Origin of the sequence: Rugamonas aquatica, from assembly GCF_009380215.1 — a bacterium.
GTDB lineage: Bacteria > Pseudomonadota > Gammaproteobacteria > Burkholderiales > Burkholderiaceae_D > Rugamonas > Rugamonas aquatica_B.
The window spans coordinates 1-17,457 of sequence record NZ_WHUG01000010.1 but is presented as its reverse complement, the minus strand read 5'-3'; the positions used below and the strand labels follow the sequence as shown (position 1 = coordinate 17,457).

General features: G+C 65.2%; 7 protein-coding genes. 4 read left to right on the top strand and 3 right to left on the bottom strand.

Annotated elements, in window-relative coordinates; translation table 11 throughout:
- Positions 1 to 9: 9 nt before the first annotated feature.
- The gene (locus GEV02_RS21865; protein WP_328595885.1) at positions 10 to 1,887 is read right to left on the bottom strand and encodes a putative bifunctional diguanylate cyclase/phosphodiesterase; all 1,878 of its coding nucleotides are present in this window, start codon (positions 1,885 to 1,887) and stop codon (positions 10 to 12) included.
- A 170-nt stretch (positions 1,888 to 2,057) separates the two neighbouring features.
- On the bottom strand, positions 2,058 to 3,662 hold the full coding sequence (locus GEV02_RS21860) for a CehA/McbA family metallohydrolase (RefSeq protein WP_152840086.1): 1,605 nt from the start codon (positions 3,660 to 3,662) through the stop codon (positions 2,058 to 2,060).
- Between the two features lie 194 nt (positions 3,663 to 3,856).
- Between GEV02_RS21860 and GEV02_RS21855 the strand changes: the two genes are divergently transcribed.
- Genes GEV02_RS21855 through recD form a run of 4 tightly spaced genes read left to right on the top strand, consistent with a single transcriptional unit; the run spans position 3,857 to position 16,180 of the window.
- The gene (locus tag GEV02_RS21855) at positions 3,857 to 7,009 is read left to right on the top strand and encodes a CHASE domain-containing protein (protein ID WP_152840085.1); all 3,153 of its coding nucleotides are present in this window, start codon (positions 3,857 to 3,859) and stop codon (positions 7,007 to 7,009) included.
- A gap of 36 nt (positions 7,010 to 7,045) precedes the next feature.
- A complete protein-coding gene (gene recC / locus GEV02_RS21850) occupies positions 7,046 to 10,456 on the top strand; it encodes an exodeoxyribonuclease V subunit gamma (protein ID WP_152840084.1) in 3,411 nt (1,136 codons plus the stop codon).
- Positions 10,453 to 14,214, top strand: a complete 3,762-nt coding sequence (gene recB, locus GEV02_RS21845) for an exodeoxyribonuclease V subunit beta (RefSeq protein ID WP_152840083.1) — start codon at positions 10,453 to 10,455, stop codon at positions 14,212 to 14,214. Before recC ends, recB begins: the two co-directional genes overlap by 4 nt.
- Positions 14,204 to 16,180: an exodeoxyribonuclease V subunit alpha gene (recD, locus tag GEV02_RS21840; RefSeq protein WP_152840082.1), complete on the top strand. Its 1,977-nt coding sequence runs from the start codon at positions 14,204 to 14,206 to the stop codon at positions 16,178 to 16,180. Before recB ends, recD begins: the two co-directional genes overlap by 11 nt.
- Positions 16,181 to 16,332: 152 nt before the next feature.
- Here the strand turns inward: recD and GEV02_RS21835 are convergent, their stop codons facing one another.
- The gene (locus GEV02_RS21835) at positions 16,333 to 17,205 is read right to left on the bottom strand and encodes a serine hydrolase (RefSeq protein WP_152840081.1); all 873 of its coding nucleotides are present in this window, start codon (positions 17,203 to 17,205) and stop codon (positions 16,333 to 16,335) included.
- Positions 17,206 to 17,457 lie beyond the last annotated feature (252 nt).

The following is a 17,457-nucleotide window of genomic DNA, read 5'->3' as shown; positions in this document are numbered from 1 at the left end:
CCTCGTTATTTAGGAGGGATGGGGTTCGGTGGTGGATACTACCGGCTTGGCGCCGGCATGTTCAAGCAGGCCCGCCGCGGGCAGCGGCGTGAAAAACAGTTCGCCCTGGCAGCTGTCGCAGCCCAGCGCGCGCAGCGCTTCGAGCTGTTCGCGGTCGTCCACGCCCAGCGCCACGACCTTCATGGACAAGGCGCGCGCCAGGTGGATGACGGCGGCGACGATATCGCTGCCGCCTTCGTCGTTGCCGATGGACTGGATGAAGCTGCGGTCTATCTTCAGCACGTCGAGCTGCCAGCGCTTGCAGGCGGCCAGCGAGGAACGCGCGCTGCCGAAATCGTCCAGCGCTGCCAGCACGCCGCCGCTTTGCAGTTGCTGCAGCAGCTGGGCCAGCGGTTCTGTCGCGCCCAGCAGCAGTTTTTCGTTCAGCTCCACGCCGATGCTGCCTGGCGCCAGGTGCTGCTTGCGGATCGCCGGCAGCAGCGTTTGCAGCAGGTCCGGCGTCAGCTGCGGCGTCGCCAGGTTGATCCAGATGCACAGCGGCGTGCCATGGCGCGCGCTGGCGCCGGCCGACGCCACCCGCTGCCACAGGGCGGCCTGGGCGCAGGCCTGCGTTATCACCCAGGCGTCGATGCGGTCCAGCAGTCCGCGTTCCTGCACCTGCGGCAGGAACACCGACGCATCGAGCATGCCTTTGACTGGATGGTGCCAGTACAGCTGCGCCTCGGCGCCGGACGTGCGGCCGGTGGCGATATCGACCTGCGGCTGGTAGCGCAGCTCCAACTGGCCGGAGGCCAGCGCCTTGCGCAGCTCCAGCGTCCATTGTTCGCGTTCGCGCTCGCGCACGTTGAGCTCTTCGTGGAAGAACTGCACCGGGCCGGCGTCGTTCTGTTTGGCGTGGTACATGGCGGTGTCGGCGTTCTTCATCAGCGCCTGGGCGTTGTTGCCGTCCTGTGGATAGATGGCGATGCCGATGCTGGCCGCCGTCTTCAGGCGATGGCTGCCGATGTCGAAGGGCAGGGCGCAGGCCAGTTCGATCTTGCGCGCCACGCGCGCGGCGTTGGCCGCCGCCGCCCGGCCTTCGATCAGCACGACGAATTCATCGCCGCCCAGCCGCGCCACCACGTCGGCCACGCGCACGGCCGCCGTCAGCCGCGCCGAGACCTGGCGCAGCAGCTCGTCGCCGGCTTCGTGGCCGTAGCTGTCGTTGATCTGCTTGAATTTGTCGAGGTCGAGGAACAGCAGCGCGAAGCCGGCGCCGCTGCGGTCCGACGTGGCCACCGCGTGCTCCAGCTGCTGGATCAGCGCGCGGCGGTTGACCAGGTTGGTCAGCGCGTCGCGCGTGGATAGCTCATGGGCGCGCAACTCGGCCTGCTTGCGGTCCTTGATTTCCTGCTCCAGCTCGCCGTTGATGCGCTCCAGGTCCTGCAGGCGCTGCACGCGCAAGTCCTGGTTCAGGCGCGCCAGCTGCTCGCTCTTTTTGCGCAGCAGGATATTCTTCTTGGTCATCTCGACGAACACCGCCACCTTGGCCTGCAGGATTTGCGGGATCACGGGCGTGAACAGATAATCCGCCGCGCCTTTCTGATAGGCCTTGAGGCGGTTGATTTCGTCCGCGTAATGCGCGGTGATGAAAATGATGGGCACGCCCGCCGAACGCGGATGGGAATGAATGGCTTCGGCCGTCTCAAAGCCGTCCATGCCGGGCATGCTGACATCGAGCAGGATGACGGCGAATTCGTGCAGCAGCACCTGGCGCAGTGCTTCCTTGCCGGAACCTGCGGTGATCAGCTCATACACATGCTGGTCGGCAGCTTCGGACAGCAGACTCTCCAGCGCGTACAGGCTGGCTGGATCGTCGTTGACGAGGAGGACTTTTGGGATAGGCACGGCTGGCTGATCAGTTAAGGTATCGGACGGTCGCACTGTGTCTGGAAGGTAAAAGATACTCTTGAATATCTGGTAGTCAAGTAAAATTGCAATCGGCTACAAGATGGCGAAAACCCTCATTTTATCAATCTGATAATCGATATGTGGAATATTTTTTACCAGCAATAAGATTATCGGAGTTCAATTTTCCGCAGCGCACGATTGCGGGGCTGCTGGCTGACCCAAATTGGCGCGCTCCACAGCATTTTTCCGTCATCCTGGGTCACGCGGGCGTAGTAGAAATGCTCGCCGGCGGCCGGGGTGACGACGGTGCGGGCTGTGCCGCCCAGCGCGGCGACCGCCCCGTTGCGCCCGGGCACGCCGTGGAAGATGTCGATGGCGGCGGCGCGGTGGCCGCTCAGGCTGGCGTAACTGGCCCGCAGGGTCAGCTTGCCGCGATTGACGAAGCGTTCGCCCATCAGGTGGCCGTTGGCGGTCAGGATCAGGCGGGCATTTTTATCCATCGTGGCAAACACGCGACGGGCGCGCAGGGCGGCCAGCAGGCTGGCGGCGTCCAGCGGCGCGCCGCGCTCGACCAGCACGCCCGTGCGGTTGCTGTAGGAGGCGCCCCAGTTGGCGCAGTGGTTGTCCTGGTCGCTGCTGAAGGCCAGGTGGTAGCCGGCTTCCAGCAACTGGTTGCAGGCGGCTTCGTAGGTGCTCAGGCGCGGTTCGGCCTCGTCGGTATGGGCTGAAAAGGCATTGCTGTTCATGACTTCGCATAGCAGCATGGCCTGGTCGCCGTCCTCGGTCCAGGCCAGAGGCTTGCCGCCGATGGCGAACTGATGGCGTTGCGGATGGTTGAACTGGCCGGCCCAGCCCCGTTCGCGCATCAGCCGGTACAGCGCGGCGTAGTCGTTCCGGGGGCTTTCCGTATCGGCCAGCAGCTCGCCCAGCGCGTTGCGTTCCCAGCCCAGCAGTTCGCCGCTGTTGAGAATATTGAGGTGGCCGCCGTGGCTGATGACGCCCCATTCCTGGCCGTAGATGGCGAGGAAGCCGGAATGGGTTCGGTTCCACTGCGCCGCCGCTTGCAGGCCGCTGCGGTACAGGGCCGTGGCGGCGGCCGGGTCGGCCTCGATGTTGGTGCCGTCCGAGCCGTCGTACATGTGGTTGTGCTCGGAAGTCATCAGGAAATCCAGGCCGTGTTGCCGGGCGTAGGCGTAGGCATCCGCCGGCCCCAGCGCCGCGCTCTGCGGCGCTTGCGCGCCGGTGCAGTGGTCGAGCGCGCCGCCGCCGTCGCTGTGGTTGGTCTGGCTGTGCAGATTGCCCAGGTAGATGGCGTAGGGCAGCGCCTCCACCGCATCGGTTGCCTGCAGCGACGCGGCCGGAGCCGCCGGCAGGGCGCCGACCGCCACGTTCCAGTCCTGCTCGACTTCCGGATTGTTGCCGGCGCGGGCGCGCAGCCGCAGCCGGTAGACGCCTTGGCGCAATGTCGGTGGCGCATGCCAGCGTATCGTCACGTTCCGCCCCGGCTCTTCCAAAGGCTGGGTTCGGCGCCACATGCGCAGCGCGCGCCCGTTCGGCGCCAGCAAGTCCAGCCGCCAATGCAGCGTGTGGCCCGGCCGTGCATCGGGTGCGGAAAAGTGCAGCGTCAGCGCGCGCGTGCCGTCCTTGCCGGCGACGAAGGGCGCCTCCAGCCAGGCTTCGAATTCGTGGTGGTCAACAGTCGTCGCATGACCGCTGGTTGGCATGCAGATGATGCTGAAGGCAAATACCGTTATGATAGACAATGCACGCATGATGGCCTCCGGCAATGCCGGTAGTTTTCGGACTCATCATTTAGAGCGCGCCTTGCTGTATATGGTTCCCTTGAATTTCGCGCCGTATCGTGGCGAAATCTCTCCAATTGTTTCACTGGTTCCGGGGCGGCATTAATAGTATGCTGCTGTGATGCAAATTTTTCCGCGAATATATAGACCTAAAGTGATGGCGAATGCTCAAATCGGGTAATGCGACGCAAGCAGTCCGCAAGCCCCGCCTGCTGTTCTGGCTGGCGGGCGGCGCATTGGCGCTGGCCGTCGGCGCGGCGCTGTATGGCGTCGCCGCCAAGGCCGTCGACGACGATGCCCGCCAGCGTTTCGAGAACCTGGCGCGCAGCACGCAATACGGTATTTCGGCCCGCATCAAATCGTATTCCGATGTGACGCGCGGCCTGGTGGCGCTGTTCCAGACCAGCGACGATTTGACGCGTCTGCAATTTCACCAGTACGTGGCCAGCCTGGAGATTCCGCGCCACTTCCCGGCCATCGAAGCCGTGACGTGGGCGCCGCTGGTGACGGATGAACAGCGCGACGCCTTCGTCGCCCGCGTGCGCGCCGACCGCAGCCTGTCGCCGCAGGGCTATCCGAATTTCGACATCAAGCCGCCGGGCCGGCGCCCGCACTACGCGGTGCTGACGTATCTGGAACCGGCGTCGATGGTGGACGAAAAAATGGGCGTCGACGTGGTCGTCAATCCGGTGATCGACAAGCTGGTGGCGGCCTCGCGCGACAGTGGCCAGGTCAGCGCGTCCGGCCAGCCCATCGTGATCCAGCGGCCGACGCCGCACATCGGCCTGGGCATCCGCCTGCCGGTCTACCGCCGCAACATGCCGGTGGCCGACGTGGCGGGCCGCCGCGCCGCCTATCTGGGATCGGTGGGCATCGGTTTCAGCGTGCCCAAGCTGGTGCAGGGCGCGATCGACGAGATGACGGTGCGCCAGGTGCACCTGATGCTGTACGCCGACGGCAGCAAGGAGGTCGAGCAGCGCCGCCTGGTGATCGAGCATAACGACCGCTTGCTGTTCAACGATAACGGCACGATGAAGGCGGAAGCCATTCCGGTATCGCTGCGCGCCGACTATTTTGAATCGGTGCTGCCGCTCGATTTCAACGGCAGCTTGTGGAAGGCGCAGTTCCAGGTCAGGAAGTCCGAACTGCTGACCGGCTTCGATCTCTATTTCCCGTGGATCGCGGGGCTGACCGGTTTTGCCGGCACCATGCTGTTGTACGGTTACTTCTTCGTGCTGTACTCCTCGCGCCGGCGCGCGCTCAAGCAGGGCGTGCTGCTCGATACGGTGCTGAACAACGTCGACGCCCACGTCTACATGAAGGACCAGAAGCGCCGCTACATCTACGTCAACGCCAAGATGGCCGATTCGATGGGATTGCCGGTGGAGGACATCGTCGGCAAACTCGATCGCGAGCTGATGCCGACCGCCGTCGCCGACGCCGCGTGGGCGCAGGAGCGGCCGGTATTCGCCGACAACGTCAAGCGCTCCGGCGAGACCCAGTACGTGGGCCGCGACGGCGTGGTGCAGCATCAGTGGACCGTCAAGGTGCCGGTGGAGATGGACCGCGCCGTCACGGCCGTCATCGGCCTGTCGACCGATGTCACCGAGCTGCATAGGCTGAAGGAAGAAGCCGATACCGCCAACCAGGCCAAGAGCGACTTCCTGTCGAATATGAGCCACGAGATCCGCACGCCGATGAACAGCATCATCGGCATGGCCCACCTGGCGCTGAAATCGGTCACGCATCCGAAGCAGCGCGATTATCTGCAGAAGATCTACCATTCGGGCCAGCACCTGCTGGGCATCATCAACGACATCCTCGACTTCTCCAAGATCGAAGCGGGCAAGATGGATCTGGAGGTGCTGGACTTTTCGCTGGATGTGCTGCTGTCGAATATGTCCAGCCAGTTGGGCGAAAGCGCGGCGGCCAAGGGGCTGGAGCTGGTGTATGAAATCTGGCCGGGCCTGTCGCAGCAGCTGCGCGGCGATCCGCTGCGGCTGGAGCAGGTGCTGCTCAACTTCACCAGCAACGCCATCAAGTTCTCCGAGAACGGCAAGGTGTTTGTGCGCGCGCGGCCGCTGGAAGAGCGCGACGGCCATATCGTGGTGCGCTTCGAAGTCGAAGACAGCGGCATCGGCATGTCGCCGGAACAGCTGGAGCAGCTGTTCCAGTCCTTCCATCAGGCCGACACCTCGACCACGCGCCGCTACGGCGGCACGGGCCTGGGGCTGGTCATCAGCAAGCAGCTGGCGGAGCTGATGGGCGGCGGCGTCGGCGTCGACAGCCGGCCGGGCGCCGGCAGCACCTTCTGGTTCACGGCGCGGCTGGACAAGGGCGTCAGCATGCTGCAGCCCAGCGACGATTCGGTGCAGCCGGATGTGCTGGACAGCATACGCGGCGCTTCCATCCTGCTGGTCGAGGACAATATCTTCAGCCAGCAGGTGGGCCAGGAACTGCTGGAGGATGCCGGCGCCACCGTCTGCGTGGCCAACAACGGCAAGGAAGCGATCGACCTGCTGCTCAAGGAGCGCTTCGACTGCGTGCTGATGGACGTGCAGATGCCGGTGATGGACGGTTACGAAACCACGCGCCTGATCCGCGCCCATCCGAAGCTGTCGGCCACGCTGATTATCGCGATGACGGCCAACGCCGGCCGCGACGACCAGGAGCGCTGCCTGAGCGCGGGCATGGACGAATTTGTCACCAAGCCGATCGCGCCCAAGCTGTTGTTCAACATGCTGTCCAAGTGGATGAGCCAGCGGGCGCGCGCCGCCGGCCTGGCGCGGCCGCTGGCGCCACCGCCGCCGTCCTACTTCACGATGGCCGACGGCGCCGCCGTCACCGCGCCGCTGCAGCCGCAGATGCAGACGATGGTGTCGGGACTGCCGCCGCTGACCGTGCGCGTCGAGGCATCGGCGCCCGCAACGCACACGGCGCCGGCAGCTTTGGCCGAGCCGGAAGAAGCGGAGCTGTTCGACGTTGCCGCGCTGGCCCAGACCTTCGGCGGCAAGGCCGACAAGATGCGCAAGTACGCGCTGCTGTTCCTGGAGTCGGCCCGTGACGGATTGCTGGAAGTCGATGCCGCGCTGGCGCGGGAAGACCTGGTCCAGCTGTCCGAACTGGGACACCGCATCAAGTCCTCGGCGCGCGCGGTCGGCGCGATGCGCTTCGGGAACCTGTGCCTGGCGCTGGAAAAGGTGCGCCACGACGCCGACTGCGCCAACGCGCGCCAGCTGGTGGCGCAGATGCACGCCATGCTGGAAGTGCTGAACGAGCGCATGGAGCAGGAACTGCTGGCCTACGATCCCGGCTAGAGCGATAATACGGGCTTCCATCCCACGAAGAGCCCTATGCATTCGAGCATCACCCCCGGCTTGTTGATCTTGCACGGTAATCAAATGGAGCAGCTGCGCGCGGCGGTGTTCCAATGGCTGCGCAATCATCCGCTGGGCGCGCTGGAATCGGAGACGATCCTGGTGCAGTCGAACGGCGTGGCCGAATGGCTGAAGATCGCGCTGGCCGAGGAAATGCGCGTCTGCGCCGCCACCCGCGTGGCGCTGCCGGCGCGCTTTTTGTGGGAGACCTACCGTGGCATGCTGGGGCGCGACCGGGTGCCGGTGCGCTCGGCCTTCGACAAGGGCCCGCTGACCTGGCGTTTGATGCGCCTGTTGCCTACCTTGCTGGCCGATCCCGTCTTCACGCCGCTGCGCCACTTCCTGGCCGACGGCGAGGCCGAACGCCGACTGCAACTGGCCGAGCGCCTGGCCGACTTGTTCGATCAATACCAGGTTTATCGCGCCGATTGGCTGGACGATTGGGCGCAAGGCCGCGACCAGCTGCGCAACGCCCGCAGCGAAGTGCAGCCGCTGCCCGAAGACCAGCGCTGGCAGGGCCAGTTGTGGCGCGCGGTGATCGCCGACGTCGAGCCGCACGAGCGGGAGCTGGGTCGCGCCACCGTCCACACCGAATTCGTGCGCGTCTGCGCCGCCGGCGAGCAGCCGCTGGGCCGACTGCCGCGCCGCATCGTCATCTTCGGCGTTTCCGCGCTGCCGTATCAAAGCCTGCAGGCGCTGGCGTCGCTGTCGCGCTACACGCAGGTGCTGCTGGCCGTGCCCAATCCCTGCCAGTTTTATTGGGGCGACATCATCGAAGGCCGCGACCTGCTGCGCTCCGCGCACCGCCGCCAGCAGCTGCGCAACGGCCAGGATCTGGGTGCGATACCGCTGGAGGAGCTGCACGCGCACAGCCACCCGCTGCTGGCCAGCTGGGGGCGGCAGGGCCGGGACTTCATTCGCATGCTGGACGAATTCGACGAGGCCTCGGCCGCCGCAGCCGCCGCCAGCGACGGCGGGGACATGGCGCCGCTGCGCATCGACCTGTTCAGCGACGGCGAGGGCGATACGCTGCTGTCGCAAGTGCAGGCTGCCATCCGCGACCTGCTGCCGCTGTCCGAGCATCCGCAGATAGCGCCGCCGAACGACGACCGTTCCATCGAATTCCACATCACCCACAGCGTGCAGCGCGAGGTGGAAGTGCTGCACGACCAGCTGCTGGCGATGTTCGCCGATGGCAGCGGCCTGCGTCCGCGCGACGTGGTGGTGATGGTGCCGGACATCGACACCTTCACGGCCGCCATCCACGCCGTGTTCGCGCAGCACCGCCGCAGCGACCCGCGCTACATTCCGTTTGAAATCGGCGACGTCAACGACCGCAGCGTCAATCCGCTGCTGGTGGCGCTGGAGTGGCTGCTGCGATTGCCGCAGCAGCGCTGCCGCCAGAGCGAGGTGCGCGACCTGCTCGACGTGCCGGCGCTGGCCGCGCGTTTCGGCCTGGGCGAGGACGACCTGCCGACGCTGGGCCTGTGGATCGAAGGCGCCGGCGTGCGCTGGGGGCTGGACACCGAGCACCGCGCAGGTCTCGGCCTGGGCGCGGCGGGCGAGCAGAATTCCTGGCTGTTCGGCGTGCGCCGCATGTTGTTGGGCTACGCCAGCGGCGAGGATGCGGCCTTTGCCGGCATCGAGGCGTACGGTGAAGTGGGCGGGCTGGATGCGGCGCTGGCCGGATCGCTGGCGCAGCTGGTCGAAGCGTTGCTGCACTGGCGCGAGGTGCTGGCGCAATCGCGCTCGCCGGCCGAATGGGGCGTGCAGGCGCGCGCGCTGCTGGCGGCCTTCTTCAAGGCGGGCGAGGAGGGGGATCGACTGACGCTGGCGCAGCTGGACGATGCGCTCAACAACTGGCTGGAAACCTGCGAAGGCGCGCAGTATGACGAGGCCGTGCCGCTGGCCGTGCTGCGCGAGGCCTGGCTCGGACTTCTGGATGAGCCGACGCTGAACCACCAATTCGTCTCCGGCGGCGTGACCTTCTGTACGCTGATGCCGATGCGCGCAGTGCCGTTCCGCGTGGTCTGCCTGCTGGGCATGAACGACGGCGACTTCCCGCGCCGCGCGCCCAAGGCCGACTTCGACTTGCTGGCGCAGCCGGGCATGGCGCGTCCCGGCGACCGTTCGCGCCGCGATGACGACCGCTACCTGATGCTGGAAGCGTTGCTGGCCGCGCGCGACAAGCTGTATATCAGCTGGGTCGGACGCAATGTGCGCGACAACAGTGAGCAGCCGCCGTCGGTGCTGGTGTCGCAGTTGCGCGATTACCTGGTCAATGGCTGGCAGCTGGATCCCCATGCGCGCACCACGGAGCACGCCTTGCAACCGTTCAGCCGCCGCTATTTCGAAGACGGCGGCCTGCTGACCTATGCACGCGAATGGCGCGAGGCGCATGGCGAGGAAGCCGGCGATGCCGCCGCCACCGAACTGCCGCCATACGAAATCGACGACAAGTACCGCCTCAAGCTGTCGACGCTGACCAATTTCATGCGCCAGCCGGTACGTTTCTTCTTCCGCCAACGCCTCGGCGTGATGTTCGGCGACGCCGCGCTGGTGGGCGAGGACGAGGAACCGTTTTCGCTCAACGCGTTGGAACGCTATCTGCTCGAAGACAGGATGCTGGAGGACGGCGCCGAGGTGGAAGAACTCCATCAGGTCTCCGACAAGATGACCGAAAGCGCCGAACGCCTGGCGCGGAAAGGCGATCTGCCGATAGGCTTGATCGGCCAGCAGTATCAGCACCAACTGGTGCAGGCACTGGTGCCGGTGCGCTGCGCCTGGCTGACGTTGCGAGAAGGCTATCCGCAGTCGGCGTCCAAGGTAGCGCTGAATCTCCAGCTGGCCGGCGTGCAGATCGACGACTGGATCGACCAGCTGCGCAGCAACGGCAGCGAGACCGTGTGGCTGGCGCAGATGTCGTCCAAGGTGACGGACAAGCAGGGCAAGCCGCGTGGCGACAAATTGATCGCCATGTGGCTGCGCCAACTGGCGGTGGCGGCGGTCGGCATGCCGGTCGCTGGCTTTCTGGTGGCGCGCGACGCCATCGTCAGCATGAAGCCGCTGGCGCAGGCCGAGGCGCAGGAAGCCTTGCGGGAACTGGTCTGCCTGTGGCGCGACGGCATGAACCGTCCGCTGCCGACGGCCTGCAAAACCGCGCTGGCGCTGGCCCAGGGCGGCGATCCGGGCGCCGTGTACAACGGCGGCTTCGAAGTCTCCGGCGAGAACGACGATCTGTGTCTGGCCCGTCTGTGGCCGGACTTTGCGGCGCTGAGCGCCGAGCCGGATTTTGCCGATGTGTCGCAGGCGCTGTATGGCCCGCTGGCGGACTGGCTGGAACACTGCATCACGATAGACACCATCGACGGCGAGGACACAGCATGAACACGAACGCCGCCAATTCGCTCGATCCGCTGAGCTTTCCGCTGCACGGCTCGCGCCTGATCGAGGCCAGCGCCGGCACCGGCAAGACCTGGACCATCGCCGCGCTGTACGTACGGCTGGTGCTGGGCCACGGCGAAGACAACGCTTACCGCCGCCCCTTGCTGCCGGCCGATATCCTGGTGATGACCTTCACCCGCGCCGCCACGCGCGAGCTGTCGAACCGCGTGCGCGAACGGCTGGTGGAGGCGGCTGCTTACTTCCGCGGCTATTCGGCGATGGGGCTGGGCGCAGGCAGCGGCGTGCAGCGCGACGATTATCTGGACGCCATCCTCGAATCTTATCCGGGCCACAGCGAGCAGCAGCAGGCCGCGCACCGCCTGATGCTGGCGGCGGAGACGATGGACGAAGCGGCGATCTTCACCATCGACGCCTGGTGCCAGCGCATGCTGCGCGAGCACGCGTTCGACAGCGGCAGCCTGTTCGACGAGGAACTGGTCAGCGACGAGCAGGCACTGTTCGAAGACGCCGCGCATGATTACTGGCGTCAGCAGGTCTATCCGCTCAACGCCGTGTCGCTGGAAGCGCTGCTGTCGTGTTGGGGTGACGTGGGCGCGTTAAAGAAGTCCATACGGGAGCTGGTCAAACGCGCCGACATCATCGGCGACGGCAGCGCGCCCGGCGCCGGATCGCTGGCCGAGCTGATCGCCGCCGTCCAGCGCGAGCAGCAGGTGCAACTGACAGGCCTGAAGGCCGGCTGGGTCGATCGCGCCAACCGCATGGAACAATGGATCGCCAAGGAACGCGAGCTCTCGCCCAAGTGCTTCAACGGGAACAAGATGCGCGCTGATTCGTTGGTGGCGTGGTTCAACGGCCTGCGCGCCTGGGCGCAAGACGCCAGCATGGTCATGCCCGACATCTCGGACACCGCCTGGAAGCGCCTGACGCCGTACGGCCTTGAAGACGCTTACGCGAAAGGCTATACCGCCACGATCCCCGACGACTTCGACACCATAGAACCGCTGAAGAAAGCGCTGGAGGACATCGAACCCCTGTCGCACGCGCTGTACCGCCACGCAGCCGGCGCCGTCGCCAACCGCATGGACGAGCTGAAAAAACGCAGCCGCCAGTTCGGCTTCGCCGACATGCTGGACCGCCTGAACGCAGCGCTGCAAGGCGAGAACGCCGCTGCGCTGCGCAAGCGCATCACCGACCAGTATCCGGTGGCGATGGTCGACGAGTTCCAGGACACGGCGCCCAACCAGTACCAGATCTTCAACCTGCTGTACCGCGTGGCAGACAACGACCCCGAGACGGGCCTGTTCCTGATCGGCGATCCCAAACAATCGATTTACGGCTTCCGTGGCGCCGACATCCACAGCTACCTGTCTGCGCGCAAGGCGACCACCGGCCGCCACTACCAGCTGGGCACCAACTACCGCTCGACCAAGCCGGTGGTGGACGCCGTCAATCACCTGTTCATGTACGCGGAGGGCGAGCCTGCGCAAGGCGGCTTCGGACGCGGCGCCTTCCGCTTCCGCGACCCCGGCACACGCGAGAACCCGCTGCCGTTCGAGGCGGTAGGCGCCAAGGGACGCAATGAACGCATGGTCAACGCGGCGGGCGACGTGCCGGCGCTGGTCATCGCATGCAGCGCCGCGCAGGATCTGAAGGCGGACAGCTACCGCGAATTCTTCGCCTGGCACTGCGCCGAGCATATCGTCGCGCAGCTCAACGACGAGCGTGCGGGCTTCGACGGCCCGAAAGGTTTCGTGCGCTTGCAACCGGCCGACATCGCCGTGCTGGTACGCGACCGCAAGGAAGCCGCCGCCATTCGCCGCGCGCTGCAACGGCGCCAGGTGGCCAGCGTCTATTTGTCGGACAAGGATTCCGTCACCGACAGCGAGGAAGCAGCCGATGTGCTGCGCTGGCTGTCGGCCGTCGCCAGTCCGCTGGACGGTGCGCTGGCGCGCGCCGCCTTCGCCACCCGCACCACCGGCCTGCCGCTGGCGGAACTGGCGCTGCTGTCGTCGGACGAACTGGCGTGGGAGGAGCGCGTCGAACAACTGAAGGCGCTGCACATCGTGTGGCAGAGGCAGGGCGTGCTGGCCATGCTGCGCCGCTTCATCCACGAACTGAAACTGCCGGCGGCCTTGCTGCAGCAGCCGGGCGGCGAACGGCGCCTGACCAATCTGCTGCATCTGGCGGAACTGCTGCAATCGGCCAGCCGTCAGCTGGACGGCGAACAGGCCTTGATACGCTGGCTCGCCGAGCAGATCGAAGGAGGCGAGGGCGCTGGCGATGAACGCGTGCTGCGTTTGGAAAGCGATGCGGAACTGGTGAAGGTCGTCACCGTCCACAAATCGAAAGGCCTGGAGTATCCGCTGGTGTACCTGCCGTTTGCCGTCACGGCGCGCAAGGTGGAGCGCCGCAACCGCAGCTTCTTCGAATTCAGCGACGAAGACGGCGTGCGCCAGATCGACATGGCGCTGACCGACACCGCGATGGAACTGGTGGAACGCGCGCGGCTGCAGGAAGACCTGCGTCTGCTGTACGTGGCGCTGACCCGTGCGCGCCACTTCCTGTGGCTGGGCGTGACGGCGCTGGCCGCGCGCAAGGCGGGCGACAATACGCTGCATGAATCGGCGCTCGGCTATCTGCTGACCGGCGGCGAAGCGCTGCCGTCGGACTTGATGATGGAGCGCTGGGAGCATGCGTGCAAAGGCTGCGACGGCATCAGCATCGAGACGCTGGACATGGCGATGCAGCAGCTCACGCGCCTGAGCCGCATCGAAGATCGCCCGCCGTTGCTGGAGCCCCAGCATTATGCGGGCCGTTTCGAACGCGATTGGTCGGTGGGCAGTTTCAGCTCGCTGGCGCGGCGCACCGGGCCGACCGGCACCATCGGCAGTGGTGGTCCCGCCTTGCCTGTGCCGCGCGACGGTCTGCAGGAAAACCTGCTGGAAGGAGCCGGCATGCCGACGCTCGCGCTGCCGACACGCGTGGAAGACGCGCCGTGGCATCGTTTCCCGCGCGGCTCGGTGCCGGGTAACTTCCTGCACGAGCAGCTGGAGTGGATGGGGCAGGAGGGCTTTGCCGTCGTCGATCACGAGCACTTCGAATCGCGGCTGACGCGGCGGGTGGAGCGCGCCGGCTGGGGCAATCGCCTGGAGGACACGCTGGCGTGGCTGCGCGAGATCGCCGGCACCACCTTGCCGTATCTGGATGCGCCACTGAGCGCTATCGCTTCGCCGCTGCCGGAGATGGAGTTCTGGTTCCCGAGCGAGCGCCTGAGCACCGGCGCGCTGGATGCCCTCTGCGCGCGCTTCCTGCTGGGCGGCGCGGCGCGGCCTGCGTTGCCGGAACGCCAGCTGCACGGCATGCTGAAAGGCTTCGCCGACCTGGTGTTCGAGCACGAGGGCCGGTTCTGGGTGCTGGACTACAAATCGAACGCGCTGGGCGCGGGCGACGCGGCCTATCACCAGCCGGCGTTGGTGGCGGCCATGGCCGAGCACCGCTACGACATCCAGGGCGCGATCTACATGCTGGCGTTGCATCGCTTGCTGCAAAGCCGCCTGGGCGAGCAGTACGATCCGGCCGAGCACCTGGGCGGCGCGATTTTCCTGTTCCTGCGCGGTATTGCGAATCCGCAAACGCGCGGTTGTTACCTGATAGAACCCGATCCCGAGCTGCTGGACGGGCTGGACCGGTTGCTGGATGAGTCCGGCGTAGCACAAGCAGAGGCACCGCATGAGTATTGAAACGTCCGCAGCCCTGTTCGAGCAGGTCGATGCCTTGACCGAAAACGGCCAGCTGCGCCGCCTGAGCGGTGCGTTTGCGCGCTTTATCGCCTCGGTTGGCGCCAGTTCGCCGCAATTGATGGTGGCTTGCGTGCTGTTGTCCGAACTTGAAGGGCGCGGCCACAGCTGTTTGATGCTCGATGAGCTGGCCGACGATCCGTCCGGCCAACTGGGCTGGACCGGCGAGGAATGGCGCGCGCTGCGTGCCGCCGCCGGCGTCTGGCCGAAGAACGCCTCTGCCTGGCGGGCGCTGCTGGCGGGCTGCGACCAGGTCTGGCCGGTGGGCGACCTGGATTTCCAGCAGCCGCTGGTCTTGGACGGCGAGCGGCTCTATCTGCGGCGCTATTGGCGCGATGAAACTTTGGTCGCCGAAGCCGTGCGCGGCCGTGCGCTGGGCGGGGTGATCGCGTCCGACGAGGACGCCAGCACAGCCGATGTGCGGCATTGGCTCGATGTGCTGTTCCCGCATGCCGCGCGCGGCGGCGGCACCGATTGGCAAAAGATCGCCTGCGCGGTCGCCATGCGCGGCAAGCTCGGCATCATCACCGGCGGCCCCGGCACCGGCAAGACTTACACGGTGGCACGATTGCTGGCTTTGCTGTTCGCCACCGCCGGCGCGCGCCAGTCCGGCTTGCGCGTGGCGCTGGCCGCGCCGACCGGCAAGGCGGCGGCCCGACTCAAGCAATCGATTGATTCGGCGCTCGACGATCTGGCGGAAAAAGTCGGCGCGGCGTTGCCGCTGCACGAACTGGCCGCCCGCATGGGCGCGGCGCGCACGCTGCACAGCCTGCTTGGCGCGCGTCCTGGCACGCGTGCCTTCCAGCACAATGCCGGCAATCAGCTGGAGGTCGATGTGTTGATTGTTGATGAGGCATCAATGATCCACCTGGAAATGATGTCCGCGCTGCTCGCCGCCTTGCCGAGTACGGCTACGCTGATCTTGCTTGGTGATAAGGATCAACTGGCTTCGGTGGAGGCGGGCGCCGTGTTGGGCGACCTGTGCCACAACGCCGAGGCGGGCGGCTACGAGTCGGAAACCTTGTCGTATGTGCAATCCAGCACCGGCCAGCAGATTCCGGAAAGCTACGCCGGCAACGGCGGACCCATCGCCCAGCAGACCGTCATGCTGCGCGAAAGTCGTCGTTTCGGTGGCCCGATCGGCGCGCTGGCGCTGGCTGTGAATGCTGGAAATGCTGCTGCATCGCTACAAGTATTGCGTGACGGTACGGATGGCAAGGTCGCCTGGATCGATCCGGCGCAGTCTTCCGATCTGTTGCAACTGGCTTTGGCGGGTCGTGCGACGGCACCCGGCGGCTATCAGGCTTATCTGAAAATGATCAAATCCGGTGCCCCGGAAGGCGATGAGATCGTACATCTTGCCTGGGTGAAATCCGTACTGAACAGCTTCGAAACCTTCCGGATTTTGTGCGCGGTGCGTGAAGGCGAGTGGGGTGTTGCTGGATTGAATGATGTCATCGAACAAAGATTGCAGACGGCCGGTTTGCTGCGCCGTAGCGGCGAATGGTACGTCGGCCGGCCGGTGATGGTGACGCGCAACGATTACGGCAGCGGCGTTTTCAATGGCGATATTGGCCTGACTTTGCCGGATCCGGCGCGTCCGGGAGCCTTGCGGGTGTACTTCTCGGAAGGTGACAAAGTGCGCAGTGTTCTTGCCACACGGCTAAGAAACGTCGAAACCGCGTTTGCGATGACGGTGCATAAATCACAAGGTTCCGAGTTCCAGCACACGGTGTTGGTGTTGCCCCGGGACAGCGGCGGCATGCTGGCACGGGAGCTCATTTACACCGGCATCACGCGCGCGCGCGACTACTTCACGTTACTGACGCCGAACGGCCAGGTGCTGCTCGACGCCATCGCCCAGCGCACCCAGCGCGCCAGCGGACTGCGTACGCTGCTCGGCAACTAACCTCCTTCGCTTCCCTCTGTACGATGTCTTCTCAAGGCATCGTCATAGCTAAATCAAGCTAAAAATTGGCTTAAAAACACCAGAATCTGGCTTGCAGGGGCAAAAAAAACCGGACCCTCGGGTCCGGCTGTTGCTGCGCAGCGCTGAAAAAATCAGGCGGCGCGGCGGTGGCGCTTGGCCGACTTGGCGGCTTTTTTGTGACGGGTGACCGAAGCCTTCATGACTTTTGGTTCCCCATCCGGGCCGGCGACGAAGCGGCGGATATTGAACGCATCCATCAGACGGGCCGAGTTGGCTTTGGCGTTGAGCAACACCAGAGTGGCGTTTTTGCCTGCCGACTTGAAGCGCATGATGAGGCAACGGCCAGCCTCTTCGGTGTAGCCGGTTTTGGACAGGCCGACATCCCAACCCTTGGCGCCGACCAAGCGGTTGGTGTTGTGATATTCGACCTGGCGGCCTTTGATATTGATCACATCCTTGGTGTCGGTGGTGATGCGGCGGATGTCCGGGTAGGTCGAGGCGGCGGTTGCCATTTTAACCAGGTCAGTCGCGGTCGAGCGGTTGTTCGGCGACAAACCGGTTGGTTCTTCGATCACGGTCTGGCTCAGGCCCAGCGCTTTGATCTTGGCGTTGACCGCCGTTTTGAACGCGGCAGGGCCGCCCGGGAAGGTGCGCGCCAGCGATGCAGCGGCGCGGTTGTCTGACGACATCAAGGCCAGTTGCAGCACGTCGCGGCGGGCCAGTTCGGCGCCGACCGGCAGGCGGGAGGTGCTGTGCTTGAGCATGTCCACGTCGGTTTTTTCGATGCTGATGGGCGCATCCATGTCCGGCTTGGAATCGAGCACCACCATCGCGGTCATCAGCTTGGTCAGCGAGGCGATCGGTACTTGAACGTTGGAATTCTTTTCGAGCAGCACTTTGCCGGTGCCGTCTTCGACGACCAGCACCGACTGCGAGCCGAGCGGTACCGCGAGCGCAGCCACGGTAAACGAACTCAGCAATACAGCGACAATTTTCTTGAGCATGTTAGGTATTCTAGGGAGAGAGGAGTGTATCGGGTGTCAGAGGCTGACACAGCGCAGTGCTAATCTAGCTATGCGGCAATATTTCCTGAGGATAGAAGATAACATTAAAGTGGTTTCTCGTCTATTGAATGTAACTCCACGATTCCATTTATTTTGTATCTCTTAGTACGGGGTCAAGTCTGACATTTGGACACGGCCTCTGCCGTAAGCGCGCTTACGGCAGAGGCCGTGTCCAAATGTCAGACTTGACCC